At 67.3% G+C, this 20,447-nt stretch carries 19 protein-coding genes; 5 read left to right on the forward strand and 14 right to left on the reverse strand.

Annotated features, from left to right (window positions below; all coding sequences use genetic code 11):
* Nucleotides 1-677 precede the first annotated feature (677 nt).
* Entirely contained in the window at nucleotides 678-1,856 is a 1,179-nt protein-coding gene (locus EV560_RS21105) for a fumarylacetoacetate hydrolase family protein (protein WP_131857793.1), read from the forward strand.
* 59 nt (nucleotides 1,857-1,915) lie between these two features.
* Nucleotides 1,916-2,935, forward strand: coding sequence for a proline racemase family protein (locus EV560_RS21110; protein ID WP_131857794.1), 1,020 nt, complete (start codon nucleotides 1,916-1,918; stop codon nucleotides 2,933-2,935).
* A gap of 4 nt (nucleotides 2,936-2,939) precedes the next feature.
* On the opposite strand, the gene EV560_RS21115 is transcribed toward EV560_RS21110, so the two are convergent.
* Complete coding sequence (locus EV560_RS21115; RefSeq protein ID WP_131857795.1) at nucleotides 2,940-3,350, reverse strand: hypothetical protein; 411 nt, start codon at nucleotides 3,348-3,350, stop codon at nucleotides 2,940-2,942.
* A 156-nt stretch (nucleotides 3,351-3,506) separates the two neighbouring features.
* On the opposite strand from EV560_RS21115, the gene EV560_RS21120 reads away from it, so the two are divergent.
* Nucleotides 3,507-5,210, forward strand: a complete 1,704-nt coding sequence (locus EV560_RS21120) for a hypothetical protein (protein WP_131857796.1) — start codon at nucleotides 3,507-3,509, stop codon at nucleotides 5,208-5,210.
* Nucleotides 5,211-5,333: 123 nt separating this feature from the next.
* Here EV560_RS21120 and EV560_RS21125 read toward each other — a convergent pair whose 3' ends face one another.
* Entirely contained in the window at nucleotides 5,334-6,008 is a 675-nt protein-coding gene (locus tag EV560_RS21125; protein WP_131857797.1) for a GntR family transcriptional regulator, read from the reverse strand.
* 248 nt (nucleotides 6,009-6,256) lie between these two features.
* On the opposite strand from EV560_RS21125, the gene EV560_RS21130 reads away from it, so the two are divergent.
* Nucleotides 6,257-7,132 carry an SMP-30/gluconolactonase/LRE family protein gene (locus EV560_RS21130; RefSeq protein WP_131857798.1) on the forward strand — a complete coding sequence of 292 codons (876 nt, stop codon included), beginning with the start codon at nucleotides 6,257-6,259 and terminating at the stop codon, nucleotides 7,130-7,132.
* Between the two features lie 180 nt (nucleotides 7,133-7,312).
* Nucleotides 7,313-8,491 (forward strand): Gfo/Idh/MocA family protein, encoded by a 1,179-nt coding sequence (locus EV560_RS21135; protein ID WP_131857799.1) that lies wholly within the window; start codon nucleotides 7,313-7,315, stop codon nucleotides 8,489-8,491.
* Between the two features lie 54 nt (nucleotides 8,492-8,545).
* Here the strand turns inward: EV560_RS21135 and EV560_RS21140 are convergent, their stop codons facing one another.
* The 12 genes from EV560_RS21140 to EV560_RS21195 form a co-directional block, all read right to left on the reverse strand.
* Nucleotides 8,546-8,905 carry an SPW repeat protein gene (locus EV560_RS21140; protein WP_248312151.1) on the reverse strand — a complete coding sequence of 120 codons (360 nt, stop codon included), beginning with the start codon at nucleotides 8,903-8,905 and terminating at the stop codon, nucleotides 8,546-8,548.
* A gap of 191 nt (nucleotides 8,906-9,096) precedes the next feature.
* On the reverse strand, nucleotides 9,097-10,452 hold the full coding sequence (locus tag EV560_RS21145) for an esterase-like activity of phytase family protein (RefSeq protein WP_131857801.1): 1,356 nt from the start codon (nucleotides 10,450-10,452) through the stop codon (nucleotides 9,097-9,099).
* 105 nt (nucleotides 10,453-10,557) lie between these two features.
* Nucleotides 10,558-11,502, reverse strand: coding sequence for a 2-hydroxyacid dehydrogenase (locus EV560_RS21150; protein WP_131857802.1), 945 nt, complete (start codon nucleotides 11,500-11,502; stop codon nucleotides 10,558-10,560).
* Nucleotides 11,499-12,827: a thymidine phosphorylase gene (deoA, locus tag EV560_RS21155; RefSeq protein ID WP_131857803.1), complete on the reverse strand. Its 1,329-nt coding sequence runs from the start codon at nucleotides 12,825-12,827 to the stop codon at nucleotides 11,499-11,501. Before deoA ends, EV560_RS21150 begins: the two co-directional genes overlap by 4 nt.
* Nucleotides 12,827-13,588: a deoxyribose-phosphate aldolase gene (gene deoC / locus EV560_RS21160; protein ID WP_131857804.1), complete on the reverse strand. Its 762-nt coding sequence runs from the start codon at nucleotides 13,586-13,588 to the stop codon at nucleotides 12,827-12,829. Before deoC ends, deoA begins: the two co-directional genes overlap by 1 nt.
* Before the next feature lie 4 nt (nucleotides 13,589-13,592).
* Nucleotides 13,593-14,405, reverse strand: a complete 813-nt coding sequence (locus EV560_RS21165) for a purine-nucleoside phosphorylase (RefSeq protein WP_131857805.1) — start codon at nucleotides 14,403-14,405, stop codon at nucleotides 13,593-13,595.
* A gap of 59 nt (nucleotides 14,406-14,464) precedes the next feature.
* Nucleotides 14,465-14,869, reverse strand: a complete 405-nt coding sequence (locus tag EV560_RS21170; protein WP_207908083.1) for a cytidine deaminase — start codon at nucleotides 14,867-14,869, stop codon at nucleotides 14,465-14,467.
* A 1-nt stretch (nucleotide 14,870) separates the two neighbouring features.
* The gene (locus EV560_RS21175; RefSeq protein ID WP_131857806.1) at nucleotides 14,871-15,842 is read right to left on the reverse strand and encodes an ABC transporter permease; all 972 of its coding nucleotides are present in this window, start codon (nucleotides 15,840-15,842) and stop codon (nucleotides 14,871-14,873) included.
* A 2-nt stretch (nucleotides 15,843-15,844) separates the two neighbouring features.
* A complete protein-coding gene (locus EV560_RS21180; RefSeq protein WP_131857807.1) occupies nucleotides 15,845-16,945 on the reverse strand; it encodes an ABC transporter permease in 1,101 nt (366 codons plus the stop codon).
* Between the two features lie 112 nt (nucleotides 16,946-17,057).
* Nucleotides 17,058-18,590: an ABC transporter ATP-binding protein gene (locus EV560_RS21185; protein WP_131857808.1), complete on the reverse strand. Its 1,533-nt coding sequence runs from the start codon at nucleotides 18,588-18,590 to the stop codon at nucleotides 17,058-17,060.
* On the reverse strand, nucleotides 18,587-19,324 hold the full coding sequence (locus EV560_RS21190) for an MBL fold metallo-hydrolase (RefSeq protein ID WP_131857809.1): 738 nt from the start codon (nucleotides 19,322-19,324) through the stop codon (nucleotides 18,587-18,589). Before EV560_RS21190 ends, EV560_RS21185 begins: the two co-directional genes overlap by 4 nt.
* Nucleotides 19,325-19,345: 21 nt before the next feature.
* Entirely contained in the window at nucleotides 19,346-20,344 is a 999-nt protein-coding gene (locus EV560_RS21195) for a BMP family lipoprotein (protein WP_131857810.1), read from the reverse strand.
* Between the last annotated feature and the right edge of the window lie 103 nt (nucleotides 20,345-20,447).

Here is a 20,447-nt window from a genome sequence, read left to right on the forward strand (position 1 = left end):
AGTCTCTACTCGACTTAGCCCTAAGACCAAGTCCGCAAGAACTCCGCCGTCCACGTTTCTCTTTCTGTCTTCAGTTGTCAAACAGCAAGGCTTCAACCATTCAAGACAGCTAGCCGGCCCGGATGAACTCTCCGGACCAAACGCCCTGCCAGTCAGTGAAGCGCGTCGGCGGCCCCGCTCAGCGGCGGCGCCGTCTCGATGGGTGGCTTATAGGACCCCTCCATAAGCCGTGTCAACAGGCCGATTCGAAAATTTTGATGACGATGTTCAAAACGCCTGTAAGGCCCCTGCGAGGGGCAGGGGCCGCCAGCCGACTCACTATGGGGAATGAATAGCAGATATCGGCCGTGCGGGCGCGGAAAACGCGTGTCCACCGACACGCATCGCGGCCGGCCCGCGCCGATCTCGAACGCATCGGCGTGCCTGGATTGCTGCTCGCGACGGTGAGACCGACCGAAGCCGGGCGCTGCCCTTGCATCCGGCAGGACGCGCGGACGCTACAGGGACAATCGAGATCAAGGCCGGAGCCGCGACCGCGCTCCGACGATACGGTTGCAAGATGCTCGCGAGTGCCTACTGATTTCAGCGATCTGAATGTCTTTCCCATTGAGTTGCCGACCAAAAGCGGCTGTTCTCCTCGCCCACGCCCGAAGCTCTCCAGACAACGGATGCCGATGATGCCGCAGTTTGCCCTGACGCCTGAGAACACCTTGCCGGTCGATGCCGCGACGGCGACGCTTGCCGGGCGCGTCTGGCTGCCCGCGGTCGGCGGTCCGGCCGTGGTCACCCTGCGCGGTGCCGAGCTCATCGATGTCACCGCCAGCTTCGCCACGATGCGCGACCTCTGCGAGCAGGCCGATCCGGCCGCCGCCCTGCATGCGGCCAAGGGCGAGACGCTTGGCTCGCTTGCGCAGATCCTGGCGAACACGCCTGTGGATAAGCGCGACCCCAACAAGCCCTGGCTGCTCTCGCCGCTCGACCTTCAGGCCGTGAAAGCCGCCGGCGTCACCTTCGCGATCTCCATGCTGGAGCGCGTCATCGAGGAGAAGGCGCGTGGCAATCCGGGCGCTGCAGCCGCGATCCGCGAGGAGATCGGCAAGCTCATCGGCGATGACCTCTCCAAGCTCAAGCCCGGCTCGCCCGAGGCGATGAAGCTCAAGGAGGTGCTGATCGCGCAGGGGGCCTGGAGCCAGTATCTCGAGGTCGGCATCGGCCCCGATGCCGAGATCTTCACCAAGGCCCCGCCAATGTCCTCGGTCGGTACCGGCTTCGATGCCGGCCTGCATCCGATCTCGACCTGGAACAATCCCGAGCCTGAAGTCGTCATCATCGTCGCCTCCTCGGGCGCGGTGGTCGGTGCGACGCTCGGGAACGACGTCAACCTGCGCGATGTCGAGGGCCGCTCGGCCCTGCTGCTCGCCAAGGCCAAGGACAACAATGCCGCCGCGACGGTCGGCCCGTTCATCCGCCTGTTCGACGGCAAGTTCAGCCTTGACCATATCCGCAAGGCCACGGTGACGCTGACAGTCGAGGGCGAGGACGGCTTCAAGCTCGAAGGCTCGTCCTCGATCGCCAAGATCAGTCGCGATCCGGCCGATCTCGCCGCCCAGATGCTCAACAAGAACCATCAATACCCGGATGGCGCCGGGCTCTATCTCGGCACGATGTTCGCCCCGATCGAGGATCGCGACACGCCCGGCGGCGGCTTCACCCATAAATACGGGGACATCGTCACCATCGCCGCGCCCGAGCTCGGCGCGCTGATCAACCGGATGCGCCGTTCCGACGAATGCGAGCCCTGGACCTTCGGCACCTCGCACCTGATGCGCAGCCTGGCCAGGCGCGGTCTTCTCTGAGCCCGCAGCGCGCATTCCGGTCGCGCCGCCTCCGATCCGCCAGCAAGTGAGGGCAAGCCATGCGCCTGGGCTATCTCGACTACCACACTTGCGGCGAGCCGGTCCGCATCGTCACCGCCGGCTATCCGGTGCTGACCGGCGCGACCATTCTCGACAAGCGCCGGCAGGCGCGCGACCAGCACGATCGTCTCCGCCGGGCGATGATGCTGGAGCCGCGCGGCCATGCCGGCATGTATGGTGTCATCCCGGTGAAGGCCTCGCTTCCCGAGGCCGCTTTCGGCGTGCTCTTCACGCATAACGAGGGCTACTCGACCATGTGCGGCCACGCCACCATCGCGCTTGGCCGCTACGCGATCGAGCATGGGCTGGTGCCGGCGGTGGAGCCTGTCACCCGTTTCGCCATCGAGGCGCCCTGCGGCCTGCTGCGGCTCGAGTGCAATGTCGCGGGCGGCAAGGTCGGCCAGGTCCGCTTCGAGAGCGTCCCGGCCTTTGCCTTCGCGCGGGATCTCGTCCTCGACGTGCCGGGCTTCGGCAAGGTCACCACGGACATCGCCTATGGCGGCGCCTTCTACTGCATCCTGCCGGCTTCGCAGTTCGGGCTCGACCTTTTCCGCACTCCTGTCGGCAAGCTGACCGATGCCGCCGCGGCGCTGACCGACGTGGTGCGCGCCACGATGAAGATTTCGCATCCGACCGAGCCCGATCTCGGCTTCCTCTATGGCACGATCGTCACCGACGAGGCCGGGCCGGAGGAGACGAGCTTTAACCTCTGCATCTTCGCCGAGCGTCAGATCGACCGATCGCCGACCGGCTCGGGCGTCACCGCACGCATGGCGCTCGACCATGCCAAGGGGCTCGTCCAGACGGGGAAGGGGCGGTTGTTCCGCAGCATCACCGGCGGAACCTTTTCCGGGCGTGTTGCCGGTCCGGCGGATTATCCGGCCGAAGGCGCGGTCACGGTCGAGGTCGGCGGCACCGGCTATTTCGCCGGCGAGGGAAGTTTCGTCATCGAGGAGGACGACCCACTCGGCTTCGGCTTCACGCTGCCGGAGCGCTTCGCCGATATCGCCAGGGATTAGCGTGTCAGTCGGGCTTCGGTCGCTGGAAGTTGAGTGTCACGAGGCGCCAGCGCTCGTAGAGCTCGGGATAACGGGTGAGTTCGGGATAGGGCGCGCAGCGGTTGACCGCCCGCAGGGTGCTCTCGGCCAGCGCCTTGAAGGTCGGATCGGGTTTCGGATTGAGCAGCGTCGGCGCCTGCGCCAGTGAACCGTCGCTGTTGAAGGCGAGCTGGAGTTTCACGGTCTCGGCTCGCGCTCCCTTCTGGATGGGAGCGTTCCAGCAGGCAGTGATCCGTTCATGCAGCAGGCGCGCGATCGCCTGGAGCCGCTCCTGCCGGCTCGCGTCCTGCGACCGGGCGGGCGCCGGGGCCAACGCACCCAGCGATAGCGCGAATAGGACTGCCGGATAGATCCGGGTTCGCAGCTGCCTTGCCATGCGCATCGACTCCAGGGATCCGCTCAAACAAGCCGAAGCGGGCCTGCACGGCAAGCCGCGACCGCGCGGGCGGCCGGACATTCCGAGACGAAAACAGGAACCCGGTAAGGTTTCTCTGTCAGCCTGCGCCGCTGCGGAAGGAGGCGGGTCGTGGTGATGGACGGAGTTGAACCCAAGCGGGCAGGGACCGGCTCCGGCCTTCTTGCGGGCATCCGGCGCCTGCTCGGCATGCCCGCCTTCTGGTTCATCGCCTTTGTCGCCCTCGTGTTCGCCGGTCTCTCGCTGCGCCTGCGTCTGCCGCTCGGTCCGAATTATTGGGACACGGCCGTCTATCTCGACGCCATCCAGCGCATTCGCATCGGCCAGATCCCGAACGTCGATTTCTTCGCGCCGGTCGGCCCGCTCGGCTACTATCTCGCCGCCGGTCTGGAAGAGTTCTTCGCACAGGCGCAGCCGATGCTGCTGGTCAACTGGGCCGTGCTGCCGGTCGCGCTGCCGCTGCTGGCGCTGCTGGTCGCCCATGTCGGACGCCGCTCGCGCGCGCAGGCCCTGCTCCTGCTCCTGCCCTTCCTGCTTTTCGCCTCGCTGCCGGTCAATCTGCATGGGCTCTACCCGATGCCCGGCTTCGACGGCTACGGCCATTACAACCGCCATGTCAGCCTGCTGCTTTACCTGCTGATCGCGACGCTGCTCTTCGTCGAGAGCCGGCGCCTGCTGCTCGGCCTGGTCGCGGCGCTGATGCTCACGCTCTTCCTGGTCAAGATCACCGGCGCCGTCACCGGCACCATCCTCGTCGGCTATGCGATGCTGGCCGGGCGCATGCGCTTTCGCGATCTCGCCGTCGCCGCCGGGCTCGTCGTCGCGGCGCTTGCCCTGCTGGAGCTGGGCACCGGCATCGTGAGCGCCTATCTCGCGGATATCCTGACCCTGCTCGGCCTCAATACCGGCGCGCTGCTGCCGCGCTTCCTCACAGTCGCCTCGGTCAAGTTCAATGTCGTCGGCCCCGGCCTGCTTCTGCTGGCAGTGCTCGCTTTCGCCGCCTGGCGCGAGCGGGCGCCGTTCTCGCTGGAAGGCCTGCGCGCGCTCCTTGCCTCGCCGCTCGGCTGGTTCGCGGTCGCGCTCGTCGCCCTGACCTTCTTCGAAACGCAGAATACCGGCTCGCTCGAATTCATCGGGCTCTGGCCGATCGTGCTGCTCGTGCTCGGCGACTGCTGGGGTCGGCGCGACCGGCTGAGCCAGATCGTGCTGGTCCTCGCCCTGGCGGTGTCGCTGCCGACAGCGCTGATCTTCACCCAGCGCGCCGCCCGCGCCATGGTCGGCGGGCTGAGCTATACCGGACTGAACATTCCGGATCTCGGCCCGCTCGGCCGCGTCAGCCTCAAGCCCGATATTGCCGAGCGCGCCGCCGGCATGCTCGATCACTATGCCGCCCGGCAGGAAACCTATCGCGACCTCGTCCGCCGCAATCTCCTGCCCTCCTATATTCTCTATTCCGAGACCGACTATCAGGCGACATGGCTGCTCGAGGTGCAGCAGGGCATCACCGCGCTGCGCGACTGGGAGACCCGGAACAAGCGCCGGCTGGGCAGCCTGTTCACGCTCGATTTCGTCGATCCGTTCAACGACCTGCTCGATCGCAATCCGACGCCGAACACACCGATCGGCATCGACCCGGGCCGCAGCACGCCCGCGATCGATCAGAAGACATTGGAAGGCCTCGCCGAGGCCGATGCGATCCTCCAGCCGAAATGCCCGCCGACGACGGCGCGCGCCGCCATCGCCGAGCATTTCGCCGAGGCACTGAAGGGCCGCCGGCTGGTTGCGCTGGCGCCCTGCTGGGACATGTACCTGAAGGATTGAATGGCGGGACCCGAGGCTCGCCGTCTTTGCGGGGAGCGCGGCGAGGAGACAATCCAGAGACAGCCCGACGGCCTCCGGATTGCTTCGCCACGCTCGCGCTGACGCTGCAGCTCGACCGTGCCCCTACATGCCGAAACGACGGCGATAGCTTTCCAGATAGGCATCCTTGGACGGGATGATGTGCTCGACCGCGAGCCGGACCAGATTGGCCCGGTCAGCGGTCTCGAGATAGTGCACGATCTGCGCATGCTCCTCGACGGCGCGCTTCAGGAGCTTGGGATCGCCGACCGTCAGGGAGCGCGCGATATGCGCCTTCAGCGCGAAATGCTGGATCGCATCGGCCAGATGCGGATTGCCGCAGGCCGCGAAGAAGGTCTTGTGGAACAGCAGGTTGAGCCGGAAGACATTGGTCAGTTCGCCGGCCTCGGCCGCCTTGGCGTGCCGCTCCTGGATGTCCTTGAGGCGCGCCACCACCTCCGGCTTGGGCGGCAGCTCGATCAGCTCGGCCGCCTTGCCTTCGAGCAGCTCACGCACGGCGTAGATATTGGTCACGTCCTCGGGCAGGAGGTCGCGGACGGTGGCGCCCTTGTTCTTCTGCCGGGCGATCAGCCCGATCGTCTCGAGCTCCATCAGCACCTGGCGAATGACGTGCCGGTTCACACCGAAGCGAAGCGCCAGCTCCTCCTCGATCAGCCTCTCGCGCGGCAGGATGCGCCCAAGCGCGATGTCCTCTTCGAGCTTGTTGGTGATCACGCTCGGATCGATAGCTGCCGTCACCTTCGCCTTAGCTACAGCCATGCCCCTCTCGCCATGATTCTTGCCGGCATTCTCCAGAGCACGATGCCAGCAAGAGCGCGCTGATGCGAATTTACACTGCGCCAGAACCGACTTTAGCACAGGAAACTCACCAATCAAGATGGTCTACAAGATCATCGACGTCATTGTTGACAATATTCCAATGCAAAGCCACCTTGCCGTCATGGTCGCCGGCCGGCCAGCGGCATGATAGGCCGGCACGCCATGCCGGCGCCGGAGGAAACAGCCTGATGACTCTCACTGCGGAACTGGTTCTCGACGCGCGCGACGAAACCGGCGAGGGGCCGGTCTGGGATCGCGGCGCGCAATGCCTGTGGTGGACCGATATCCCCGGCAAGCGCCTGCATCGGCTCGATCCATCGAGCGGGGCCCACAAGACCTACGACATGCCCGGCCGCGTCGGCTGCTTCGCCCTGCGCGAGGCCGGCGGGCTGGTGCTCGCGATGGAGCAGGGTTTTGCGACCTTCGATCCGGCGAACGGCAAGATCGAGATCCTGTCCGAGCCGGAAGCCGGGCTCGCCGATCACCGCTTCAACGATGGCCGCTGCGATCCGGCCGGGCGCTTCCTCGCAGGCTCGATGAACATGGCGCGCAGCTCGGTTTCGGGCCAGCTCTGGCGCATGACCCGGGACAAGGAGGTCACCCGCATTGCCGGCGACGTCACCATCGCCAACGGCCTCGCCTTCAGCCCGGATGGCAAGCTGATGTACTGGGCCGACAGCCCGGCCGAGAAGGTTTATCTCTTCGATTATGATCTCGACACCGGCACGCCGAGCAACCGGCGCGTCTTCCTGGAGAAGGGTCCGGCGCCCGGAAGGCCCGATGGCGCCGCGGTCGATGCCGATGGCTGCTACTGGAGCGCGCGCTGGCTCGGCGGTGCGGTCGTGCGCTTCACACCTGCGGGTGCGATCGACCGCATGATCAAGCTGCCCGTCAGCCGGGTGACGATGTGCGCCTTCGGCGGCCCCGACCTGCGCACGCTCTACATCACCACGGCGCGCGAGGGCATGACGCCGGAGGAACTCGCGGCCGAACCGCTGGCCGGCGGCCTGTTCGTCGCCGAGCCCGGCGTCCAGGGCCTGCCCGAGCCGTCCTTCAAGGGCTAGCGCGTCGGCCCGAAAACTGGATTGCGGCTTTCGGAAATACCGATGCGAAAACCCAGCGCATCGGCCCGAAAAGTGGATCGCGGTTTTCGGAAAAGCCGATGCGAAAACAAGAAACCAGATCATCGCAGCGGATGCGACATCCGGCCCGATGATCTGAACCTCTACGCGAAAGGGATCGCCATGCATGCCGCTGTCACCGGGCTTCTCGGCCGCCGCGTCCGTCTCGGCCTCGTCGGGGGCGGCGGCGCCTCGCTGATCGGCCCGGTCCATCGCGTGGCCGCACGTTTCGACGATTGCTTCGAGATCGTCGCCGGTATGCTCTCCTCGAAGCCGGAAAAGGCGTTGGCCGAGGCGCAGGCGCTCGGCCTGCCGCGCGGCTATGCCGACATGGCGACGATGCTGGCGGAAGAAGCGAAGCGTCCTGATGGCATCGACGCCGTCGCGATCATGACCCCGAATGACAGCCACGAGCACCATGCCGAGATGGCGCTCGCAGCCGGGCTCGACGTGATCTGCGACAAACCGCTGACCAATGACCTGCCGAGCGCGCTCAAGCTGGTCGAGAACGCCCGCTCGCGCGGCCTCGTCTTCTGCCTGACGCATAATTATTCCGGCTATCCGATGATCCGCGAGGCGCGCTGCGCCGTCGCCGAGAACGAGCTGGGCCCGCTGAGGGTCGCGACCGTCTCCTATGTCCAGGGCTCGCTCGGCACCCGTGTCGAGGACAAGCCGGAGGCGATGCTGGAGCGCACGCGCTGGCGGCTCGATCCGGCGCGCGGCGGCCTCAGCCACGTCATGGGCGATATCGGGACCCATGCGCATCAGCTCCTGTCATTTGTCACCGGCCGCAAGGTCGAGGCGGTCCTTGCCGATGTCGGCGCGGCGATGCCGGGGCGTGAGACGCATGACACCGCCTCGGTCATCCTGCGGCTCGAAGGCGGGGTGCGCGGCATGATGTTCGCGACCAAGGCCGCCACCGGTGCCGAGAACGCGATGTCGCTGGAGGTCTATGGCGAAGCCGGCGGCCTGCATTGGGCCCAGGTCGCGGCGAACGAGCTCAGGGTAATGCGCAATGCCCGCCCGGCCGAGATCCGCACCCGTGGCCTGCCGACCCTGCACGAATACAGCCGTCGCGCGGCGCGCATTCCGCCCGGCCATCCAGAGGCCTTTTTCGAGGCCTTCGCCAATATCTATTCGGATTTCGCCGTGCTGGTCGCCGCGCGCCGGGCCGGCAAGGCGCCCGATCCCTTTGCCGCACTGGCTCCAACCGCCGCTGACGGAGCAGAGGGCCTCGCCTTCATCGACGCCTGCCTGGAATCGACGGCAAGCGGCACCTGGGCAAAGGTTCGCCAGCTCTAGGAACTGCGAAGCCCGCCGCCTCGCAGCGGCGGGCAGCCTCGCATCGGAGCCCGGTCAGGCCGTGGCATGCGGTTCGTGGCGATAGTCCCAGACTGCCCAGGCCGATACCGCAGCCGTCAGCGCGCCGAGGACCACATGGGTCCAGAACGCGTTGTAGTTGCCGGTGAAGCCGAGCATCCAGGGTGCGATCATCAGCCAGATGCCGAGCACCACGTTCACCCATTCCTCCCATTCGGCGAAAGCCGACAGTGCCGCGAGCGCCACGATGGCGAGCACGGCGCCGACGATCCAGGCATTGCGCGTCGGCATGACGTCGCCGACGAAGCCGAGGACCCAAGGAGAGATGAACAGGAGCACGGCAATCATCAGGTTGCAGATGTCCTGAGGTCGCCTGCCTTCAGTCGCGGTCAACATGATCACCTCCATGAGTGTCGATCATCTAACCACCGCGCCTCGCGCCCGAGGCGCTTGGTATTCCCTATTTTACGCCTCGCAGCGCGCATGTTCAAGAAAAGCAAAAGGCCGGCGATGAGCCGGCCTCCGCACGAAATCGTGTCCGTGAAAGCTTGGAGACCACATGAAACTCGTGGCCGCTGCTTTTCCGCTTACTTGGCGTCGAGCAGTTCCTTGACCGAGAGCAGCACCAGCTCGTCGTCATCCGCCTTCTTCGGGTCGCGCGACGAGGAGAAGGGCAGGTTGTTGTCGTTGCCGACGACGATCATGCCATTGGCGCGGTCGACTACGTCGACATTCTCGATGGTGAAGAAGGGGAAGGGCAGCACGCCGTCAATGGCGCCCTGCTTGGCCTTCTTGTCCGGGTCCTGGATCTTGAGCAGATCGATAAAGCCGATCTTGCGCACCGGCTTGCCGGCATTGGCGTCGGTCATCTCGATCTTCCACACGCGCTTGAACTTGGCGATGTCGTGGAAGCAGTCCGGGCCGCGCTGGCCGGCGGGGCAGGCCTTGTCGGCGGTGCCTTCGCCATCGTCGCGCTCGATGATCAGGCCGGTCGTGGCATCGATCATGTTGAAGTCGCCGATGGCGTTGCCCTTGGCTTCCAGCGGGAAGAACCAGGAGCGGCCGGTCCATTTCTCGTTCTTGACGTCGAACTCGAGGATGCGCAGCACGGCCTTGCCGTCGACTTCCTCGAAGCCCTTGGTCTCGGCGTTCCAGAGCGGGCCTTCGAGCAGCGGGTAGAGGAAGGCGCCGTCCGGCGACTGGGCCATGCCCTCATAGCCCTTCGAGCGGCGCACGTTGAACTCGACCGGACCGCCCGGCATGGCCGGGGTGGTGACGGCGAAGTGGTCGGGCGAGCGGGCGGGCTTGCCGTCGACCGTGGTCTCGAACACGGCCTCGACCTTGCCGTTGCGGTCGGTGCGGATCAGGTAGGGGCCGAACTCCTCGCCGAACCAGATCTTGTCGCCGATCGGCTGGATCGACTCCGGATCGAAATCCGAGCCGGTCAGGTAGCGCTTCTCGGTGCCCTCGTTGGCGATGCGGAACGGCACCTTCTTGTCGGGATCGTGCAGGAAGGTGGTCTCGGTGCGCTCGATCTTGCCGCCGGCAAAGTCGGTCTTGAGCTTGTGGAAGAACAGCATCGCGTCCGGCGAGTTCGCCTTGGCGCCGAAGCCGTTATCGGTCAGCACGATGAACTCGTTGTTCCCCAGCGAGCGGATGCCGGAGAAGCCCTGCACCGGCTGGCCGGCGAAGGGGGTGGAGAGGCCGGTCGGGCGGCCGCCCGAGACGCCCATCACGGTGCCGACAGCTTCCACGCGCTTGCCGGGCGTGGTGAACTTGCCGGAGACCTTGAGGTCGGCCGGGGCGTCGGTCGGAGCCGGGACGAGGGTGTTGGCGGGCAGCAGGGCATGGCCGAGCAGCTTGGCCGGGAATTCCTTGGCCTCCTGCGCGGCGGCGAGGATGGTCGAGGAGAGCAGCAAGGCAGCAGCGAGGTGCAGACGCATAGGAGAGACCTCCGGGTTGAAGATGGGAACCCGGCGGGCTTCGCCTCGCAGCATTTCAGTCGCGCGACATCCTCATGACGGCGCCATGACGCGCGCGGATGTCTGTCAATAACCCTTAGCCGGATCGACGACATGCTCCAGCGGCTCGCCGGCCTGGAGCCGCCTGATCTGCGCCGCGATCAGCCCGGCGACGGCCTCGGGCTCGGACATCGCCGCGTTGTGCGGCGTCACCGTCACCGCCGGATGGTTCCAGAGCGGCGAATCCGAGGGTAGGGGCTCGGTCTCGAACACATCGAGCGTCGCGCCCTTCAGGGTGCCGGCCGCCAGCGCGGCGAGGATATCGGCCTCGACCTGAAGCCCACCGCGGCCGGCATTGATCAGGAACGCGCCGCCCAGCCGGCCATCCTGCGCCAGGCCCGAGAACAGCCAGGCATTGAGCACGCCGCGCGTATCGGTCGTCAGCGGCAGCAGGCAGACCAGGATATCGGTTCGCGCCAGAAAGGTGACGAGCCCGTCTTCGCCGGCAAAACTCTGCAGGCCGTCGACATCCTTGGGCGACCGGCTCCAGCCGGCGACGTCGAAGCCCACCATCTGCAGCTTGCGGGCCGCGTCGAGCCCGAGCTCGCCGAGCCCCATGATGCCGATCCTGACCGAGCGCGCCGCCGGCTGGTGGCGATCATCGTCCCAGACAGCCTCGCGCTGCTGGCGGTCGTAGCGGCGCTGCTGGCGCAGATGCATCAGGCAATGCAGCACGATATATTCGCTCATGCGGTTGGTCAGGTCGGGATCGACCACGCGGGCGATCGGCACGTCCGGCAGCCTGCTATCGGCGAAGAGATGGTCGACGCCGGCGCCGAGCGAGAAGATGGCGTCGAGATTGGGCAGACCGGCGAGGCTGCCCTCCGGATGCTTCCAGCTCGCGACGTAATGCACCGCACGTCGGTCGAAGGGCTCGCCCAGCACCACGACGGGCAGCTCCGGCAGGAGCGCCTGGAAACGCTGGCGCCAGTCCTCGACATGCCAGCCGGTCATCGCGATCAGCAGCGTCATCGTCCCGCACTCTCCGTGATCCGCTCCGCGATCAGCGGGCCACGGCCGACTGTCGCCTCTCCGATTGAATAGGCTTGCCGCAAGCGCGCCTGCGCCCGCTCGAACGCCGCCGCATTGCGTGCGTGCACGATGCCGAGCGGTCGCTCCGGCCCCACGTCATCGCCGAGCCCGGCAAGCTCAACCAGTCCGACCGCGTGGTCGATCGGGTCCTGTGGCCGCGTGCGCCCGCCGCCGAGCGCGACGACCGTGAGCCCGACGCCGCGTGTGTCGACCGCCTGGACGATGCCGGCGGCGGCCGGGTAGACCGGCCCCACATGCGTCGCGGCCGCGAGGTGCTTCGCCGGCTTGTCCAGCAGATCGTGCGGGCCGCCCAGCGCCGCCACCATAGTGGCGAAGCGTTCTGCCGCCGCTCCACTCGCGAAGGCCCGCTCGACCTTGCCCCGCGCCTCCTCGATCGTGCCGGCGAGCTTGCCCAGCACGAGCATGTCCGCGGCGAGCGCCACCGTCACGTCATGGAAGCGCGTCTCGCGCTTGCGGCCGGAAAGATGGTCGAGCGCGTAGGCGACTTCGAGCGCGTTGCCGGCGACGGAGGCGAGAGGCTCGCCCATATCGGTCAGCAGCGCCGTCGTCGGCAGCCCGGCGCCGTTGGCGACGCTGACCAGCGCATCGGCCAGCGCCCGCGCCTTCTCATAATCCGGCAGGAAGGCGCCGGAGCCGAACTTCACGTCCATGACGAGCCCGTGCAGCCCGGCCGCGAGCTTCTTCGACAGGATCGAGGAGGTCAGCAGCGGGATGGTCTCGACCGTCGCGGTGACGTCGCGGATGGCGTAGAGGCGCTTGTCGGCCGGGGCGAGGTCTTCGGTCTGGCCGATGATTGCGCAGCCCACGTCCCGCACGACCTTGCGGAAAAGGCCAATGCCCGGCTGCGTCACATAGCCGGGCACGGCATCGAGCTTGTCGAGCGTGCCGCCGGTATGGCCGAGGCCGCGGCCGGAGATCATCGGCACATAGCCGCCGCAGGCCGCGACAACCGCCGCCAGCGGCAGGCTCACCGTGTCGCCGACACCGCCCGTGGAATGCTTGTCGAGGGCCGGGCCGGGCAGGTCGTTCCAATCCAGCACCGTGCCGGAATCGCGCATGGCCAGTGTCAGCGCGACGCGCTCCCCGGCATTCATGTCGCGGAAGAAGATCGCCATCGCGAAGGCGGCGGCCTGGCCCTCGGTGAGGGAGCCGTCGGTCAGCCCGGCGACCATCTGGCGGATATCCGCCGCCTCTAGCGCGGCCCCGTCGCGCTTGGCGGCGATGATCTCCTGCGGCAGCTTCATCAATAGGCCCCGTCGACGCGCTCGCCGGCGACCTTGCCTTCGATGATGTCGACCAAGGCCTGATGCAGCCCGCTGGCGCCGAAGCGGAAGCTCGTCGGCTTGGCCCAATCGGGCCCCATGATCTGGTCGGCCAACGCGAGATAGGCGTTGGCGTCGGCGAGGGTGCGGATTCCGCCGGAGGGCTTGATCCCGACCGGCCGCTTCGCCGCCTTGATCGCGCCGAGCATGGTCTCGACCGCCGGCAGGCTTGCCGAATGCGCCGTCTTGCCGGTCGAGGTCTTGATGAAATCGGCCCCGGCCGCGATCGCGAGCTCCGAGGCCGCCTTCACCTTGGCGAGATTGGGATATTCGCCGGTCTCCAGGATGACCTTGAGCAGCTTGTCGCCACATTGATCCTTGGACGCGGCCACCATCTCGCGGGCGATGTCGCGGTCACCCTCGAGAAAGGCCCGCCAGGGCAGGACGAGATCGATCTCGTCGGCGCCGTCAGACAGCGCCTCGGCGATATCGCCTGCGACCAGCGAGCATTTGCTGCCGCCGGCCGGGAAATTGACCACGGTCGCGATCTGCACCGACGAATCCCGCAAGGTCTGGCGGGCGACGCCGACGAAGCGCGGCCAGATGCAGATCGCCGCGACCGGACCGGGCGCGGCGACGGCGCGCGCGCAGAGCTGCAACGTACCTGCCTCGCTGGCCTGGTCCGAGAGATCGGTCAGGTCGAGCAGGGCGAGGGCTCGGGCGGCGGCCTGTTTCTCGCTCATGGCATCAAAGCTCCGACAGGAAGGTGCGGAAGAGCCGGCGCAGACCCGTCGTCGCCGCCATCGCGACGTCGCGCGTCTCGCCATGGTTCGGCGCGCCGCCATGCAGCCCGGCACCCATATTGGTGATGATCGAGATGCCGGCGACACGGATGCCGTAGCGCCGCGCCAGGATGACTTCGGGGACGGTCGACATGCCCACAAGATCGGCACCGAGTGTCTTGGCCATGCGGATCTCGGCCGGTGTCTCGAAGCTCGGCCCCGAGAACCACATATAGATGCCCTCCGCCAGATTCGCGCCGGAGGATGCTGCCGCCCGCTTGAGCCGATTCCGCAGATGCTGGTCATAGGCATCGACCATCGGCACGAAGCGCCCGTCGCCGGTATCGCCGATCAGCGGGTTGAGGCCGTTGAGGTTGATGTGATCGGTGATCAGCACAAGCCCGCCCGGTCTGACATCCGGCCTGAGCGAGCCGGCGGCATTGGTCAGGATCAGCGGTGGCGAGCCGAAGGCGGTCAGCATGCCCAGCGGCACGCGCATCACCGCCGGATCGCCGCTCTCGTAATAATGAGCCCGGCCCTGGAAGATCAGCACCTTCTTGCCGTGTAGCGTGCCATAGCTCAGCGCACGGGCATGGCCGGAGACCTCGCCGTCCGGGAAGCCTGGAATCTCGGCAAAAGGGATGGTGACAGGGTCGACCATGTCCTCGACGATGCGGCCGAGACCGGTGCCGAGCACGATGGCGCAGTCGATCGGTCCGTCGACGCCGCGGTCGATCAGCGCTTCCGCCGCCTTGTCGAAGCTTGGATCAGCAGCCATCGGGACGTCTCGGCCATCAGGTTCTGCGGCTGCGGGCAGGGGCACGCGACCGACGCAAATCAGCTCCGCAAATTGGCCGGTCCGAAGGAGGCTGGCAACAGCTCGGCCAGCGAAAGCCGGGCGCGGATGCCGCCGGGCCCGGCAATGGCGACGGGGGTCTCGGGTGCGGCAAATTCGCGGATGCGCTGCCGGCAGGCGCCGCAGGGCGTGACCAGCTCCTCGCCATCGCCGAGCACGAGAACGGCGTGGATCGCGCGCCCTCCGCCCGCGATCATCGCGGAGATCGCGCCCGCCTCGGCACAAACGCCGACCGGATAGGCCGCGTTCTCGACATTGCAGCCGGGATAGATCGCGCCGTCATCGCCGAGCACGGCGGCGCCGACCTTGAAGCGCGAATAGGGCGCATAGGCGCGCGCCTGGGCAGCCCTGGCTGCGGCAAAAAGCCCTTCGAAATCCACGGCCAACTCAACGCTCCTTCACATAGGGCAGGCCCGAGGCCCTGGGTGGCACCGCCTTGCCGATGAAGCCGGCGAGCAGGATCACCGTCAGCACATAGGGCAGCGCCTGGATTGCCTGCACCGGCACCTGGCCGAGGCCGGGCACGATGACGCCCTGCAGGCGGATGGCGACCGCGTCGAATACGCCGAAGAGCAGGCAGGCGCCGAGCACCGGCCAGGGCCGCCAATTGGCGAAGATCACAGCTGCCAATGCGATGAAGCCCTTGCCCGCGATCATATGCGGCAGGAATCCGGCCGATTGCGACACGGCGAGATAGGTGCCGCCCAGCCCGCACAGCGCTCCGCAGATGATTACCGCGCCATAGCGCAGCCACGCCACGGAGATACCGGCGGTATCGACCGCGGCCGGGTTCTCGCCGACGGCGCGCAGGCGCAAACCGAAGCGCGTGTGCTTCAGCACATAGGCGGTGACGAGCACGGCGAGGAAGGCGAGATAGGCCGGCGCGGCATGGCCGGAGATCGCCTCCTCGTAGAGGCGCCCGAGCACCGGCACGTCGCGCAGCGTCGCTGCCAGCGGCAAGGTGAGATCGGGGAAGCGCGCCGCGCCTTCGAGCGGTGGCGTGCGCCCGCCCTGGCCGTACCAGGCATTGCCGAGGATGACGGTGAGCCCGGCCGCCAGCATGTTGATGGCAACGCCGGAGACGATCTGGTTGCCACGCCAGGTGATCGCGGCAAAGCCATGGACGAGGGCGAGCAGGACGGAAGCGAGGATGCCCGCGCCGAGGCCGGCCCAGGCCGATCCGGTCGAGAAGGCCACGACCGCGGAGGCGAAGGCGGCGATCAGCATCTTGCCCTCGAGCCCGATATCGACGACGCCCGCCCGCTCCGACCAGAGCCCGGCCATCGCGGCGCAAAGCAGCGGGACCGAGAGCCGGATCGCGGAATCGAGGATGACGGCGATGGTCTGCACCCACTCCATCGCTAGCCCTTCCGCGCCAGCGCGAGTCCGGCCGCGGTGAAGCGGCGGAACAGCCCCTCCAGCGCTCCGGCGAAGAGGATGATCACGCCGCCGATGACCACGACCATGTCGCGCGTGATCTTCGGCTGGTCGAAGGAGAGTTCTGTCCCGCCCTGGTAGAGCACGCCGAAGAGCAGGGCGGCGAGGCCGACGCCGGCGGGATGCCCGCGCCCCATCAGTGCGACCGCGATGCCGACGAAGCCGTATCCCGCCGTGAAATCGAGCGTCAGCCGGTGCTGCACGCCCATCACTTCGTTGACAGCGAGCCCGCCGGCAAGCGCGCCCGAGATCGCCATCGCGATCATGGTGATCTGGGCGGGCGAGATCCCGGCATAGGCCGCCGCGCGCGGATTGGCGCCGACCGTGCGGATCTCGTAGCCGAGCCGCGAGCGATAGATCAGGAGCCAGACCGCGAAGAGCGCGGCCAGCGCGAGCAGGAAGGCGCTGTTCAGCGGCGTATCCGGCAGCTTCAGGCCGAGCGGCGCCAGCAGAATATGCATCGGCGTCAGGATGGCGTGCCGCGCGAATTCGGCGGATTCCGGCTGCATCGAGCCCGGCTTCCGCATCACCTCGACCAGCAGATAGACGCTGAGATTGGCCGCGATGAAGTTGAACATGATCGTGGTGATCACGACATGGCTGCCGCGTGTCGCCTGGAGCCAGCCCGGCACGAAGGCATAGAGCGCCCCGCCTGCTGCCGCCGCCAGGATGGCGAGCGGGACGAGCAGGAAGCCGGGCAGTGGCGCCAGCCCGAGACAGGCGAACGTCAGGACGATGCCCGCGACCGAGGCCTGCCCCTCGCCGCCGATATTGAACAGCCCGGCATGGAAGGCGACGGCGACGGCCAGGCCCGTGAAGATGAAATTCGTCGCGTAGTAGAGCGTGAAGCTCAGGCCCTCGACGCTGCCGAGCGCGCCCTTGAGCAGAAGCGTCGTCGCCAGCAGCGGGTTCTCGCCGATGCCGATCACGACGAGCCCGGCCACCAGCAGCGACGCCGCGACGCTGATCAGCGGCACGAGCGCGATATCGGCCCAGCGCGGCAACTCGATCGGCGCGGCGCTCAAGCGCGCACCGTCATGCCGGGTCCTGCACCAGGCATCGACGTCCCGGACATTGTCCTCGACGAAGGACTACAGGGCCGACCATCACGAGGAGGGGCATCGCTCAGCCGGCTCATCACGCCGCCTCGCCGACGCCGGCCATGAGCAGGCCGATATCCTTCTCGTCCGCTGTCTCGGCCTGGCGCTCGCCGGTGATCCGCCCGCCGCACATCGCGAGGATGCGATCGGACAGCGCCATCACCTCGTCGAGCTCGACCGAGACGAGCAGGATCGCGACGCCCGCGTCGCGCAGCGCGATCAGCCGGCGATGGATGAACTCGATCGCGCCGATATCGACGCCGCGCGTCGGCTGGCCGACCAGCAGCACCTTCGGCGCCCGTTCGATCTCGCGGGCCAGCACGAGCTTCTGCTGGTTGCCGCCGGAGAATTTCGCCGTCTTCAGGGTCGGGTCGGCCGGGCGCACGTCATAGGCTTCGATGCCGGCAAGCGCATGCGCCACGATCCGCGACGGCGAAAGGAGCGGCCCCCGCCCGAAGCTCGGATCGCGGTGATAGCCGAGGATCGTGTTCTCGGCCGCAGGGAAGGCGGTGACCAGCCCCATCCTCTGCCGATCTTCAGGAATATGCATCAGCCCCAGCCGGCGCAGCCTGGACGGCGTCCGGTCGCCGGCGTTCAGGATCGCGCCGCCGAGCCGGATGACGCCGCGCGACGGCTGCATGAGCCCGGCCAGCACCTCGAGCAATTCGCTCTGGCCATTGCCGGCGACCCCGGCGATGCCGACGATCTCGCCTTCATGCAGCGTCAGGCTCGCCTCGCTCAGCCGCTCGACACCCCGTTCGTCGCGGACGCTCAGTCCGGCCACCTCGAGCACCGGCCTGCCGCGCTGGCGCGGCGCCTTCTCGACGCGCAGCAGCACGCGCCGCCCGACCATCGCCTCGGCAAGTGCCGCGGGCGAGGTCTCCGCCGTGCGGACATGGGCGATCATCTCGCCGCGCCGCATCACCGAGACCGTGTCGGTCGCGTCCATGATCTCGCGCAGCTTGTGGGTGATCAGGATCACCGTCTTGCCCTGCGCCTTCAGCGCGCGCAGCAGGGCAAAGAGCTGGTCGGCCTCGGGCGGTGTCAGCACCGCGGTCGGCTCGTCGAGGATCAGGATCTCGGCGCCACGATAGAGCGCCTTCAGGATTTCGACGCGCTGCTGCAGGCCGACGGAGAGCTCGCCGACGATCGCGTCCGGATCGATGACGAGGCCATAATCCTGCGCGAGCCGGGCGAGCTCGGTCCGTGCCTGGCTGATGCCGGCTTTGAGCCGCGCCCCGCCTTCGGCGCCGAGCACCACGTTCTCGACGACGCTGAGCGGTTCGACCAGCATGAAATGCTGATGCACCATGCCGATCCCGGCCGCGATCGCATCGGCCGAGGAGCGGATCGAGACTGGCTTGCCGCCGACCCTGATCTCGCCGGAATCGGCCTCGTAGAAGCCGTAGAGGATCGACATCAGCGTCGATTTGCCGGCGCCGTTCTCGCCGACGATGCCGTGGATCGAGCCCGCGGCGACGCTGAGCGAGACATCCTTGTTGGCCTGGACCGGACCAAAGCTCTTGCTGATCGCGACGAGCTCGATGGCGGGTGCGGGCGCGTCGCTCATGGCTCGAGCACCATGCCGTCATGCGCCCGCTCCTCGGGCAGCGCCGCCTGATGCGCCAGCATCCCCGGCCCCATATGGGTCAGCACGATCCGCGGCGTCCTGAGGTCGGCCCGGCGTGCCCTGAGCGTCAGGTAGTCGAGATGGTTCACCAGCGGCTTGTCGAAATTATAGCACTCGACAAGCAGGAGATCGGCGCCGTCGGCGAGCGGGATCAGCGACTCGCTCCAGGCCGTGTCGCCGGAGAAGGCGAAGATCTTGCCGTCCCGCGCCAGCCGATAGCCCTGGCATGGCCCGGCGCGCTCGTCATGGACCATCGCGAAGGCCGTGACCGCGAAGCCGGCGACCGTCGCCGGCTGTTCCGGCGTCACCTCGACGAAGCTGATCGGGAAGCGCCAGGGATTGCTCGACGCTCCCGAAAAATCGGTTTCGAGCGCGTGCAGCGTGCGCTGCTCGATGCCGGCTGGCCCGGCGATGGTCAGGGGCTCCTTGCGGCGCGAGACGAATTGCGCGTCGAGCAGGAAGGCGGGCAGGGCGCCGAAATGGTCGCCGTGGAAATGCGTGAACAGCAGGGTCGAGAGCCTGTTGCGCGCGATCTCGGCGCGGTTGAGCGCGACCATGCTGGAGGAGCCGCAATCGAGCAGCATCCGGTCGGCGCCGGCCTCGACATGCAGGCAGGTATTGAAGCGACCGCCCGAGCCGAACGCGTCGCCGGAGCCGAGAATGGTGATCTTCATGGGGCAGCGATGCGCATCACCTCACATCGTGCATTTCGAATCGGTCATGTAGTCATGCACTTTGATGGTGCCGGCGATGATATCGGCCTTGGCCTTGTCGGCCGCGGCTTTCATCTCTGGCGTGATCAGCGCCTTGTTATTGTCGTCGAGCGCCCAGGCGATGCCGTCCTCCTTCAGCCCGAGCACCTGGACGCCGGGCTGCCAGGTGCCGTCGCGGGCGGCCTTGAAGGAATTATAGGCGGCGACGTCGACGCGCTTCAGCATCGAGGTCAGCACCTTGCCGGGCTGCAGCCCGTTCTGGTTGGAATCGACGCCGATGCCGAGCTTGCCCGCATCGGCGGCGGCGCGCAGGACGCCGATGCCGGTGCCGCCGGCGGCGTGGTAGATCACGTCGGCGCCGCGGTCGATCTGCGACTTGGCGAGCTCGCCGCCCTTGACCGGGTCGTTCCAGGCCGAGGGGGTCGAGCCGGTCATGTTCTGGAAGATCTCGGCATCGGGCTTCGCCGCCTTGACGCCCTGGATATAGCCGCAGGCGAACTTCCGGATCAGCGGCACGTCCATGCCGCCGACGAAGCCGACCTTGCCGGTCTTCGAGGCCATCGCGGCGAGGAGCCCGACGAGATAGGAACCCTCGTGTTCCTTGAACACGATCGACTGCACGTTCGGCAGCTCGACCACCATGTCGATGATGGTGAACTTCAGATCGGGGAACTCGGCCGCGACCTTCTGCAGCGCAGTCGCCTGCGAGAAGCCCACCGCGATGATCGGCGAATTGCCGTCGCGGGCGAAACGGCGCAGCGCCTGCTCGATCTGCGCGTCGTTGTTCGGCTCGAAATCGCGGAACTCGACGCCGGTCTCCTGCTTGAACTTCTCCGCGCCGATAAAGGCCGCCTCGTTGAAGGATTTGTCGAACTTGCCGCCCTTGTCATAGACCACGGCCGGCTTGATCGCGGTCTGCGCCATGGCGACAGCCGAGAAGGCGACGCCGGCCAGCGCCAGCGCGAGAGCTTTCAGACGCATGAACTATTCCCCTGTTCCGCGCGCGGAGCGTTCGTCACCCCCTGCTTGTCGATACGATGACATGGCTTGCCGGCATGGCCAAGCCGCCCCCAACCAAAGAGTC

Origin of the sequence: Allobosea sp. BK604 (assembly GCF_004341515.1) — a bacterium.
In the GTDB taxonomy this organism is placed as follows: Bacteria; Pseudomonadota; Alphaproteobacteria; order Rhizobiales; family Beijerinckiaceae; genus Allobosea.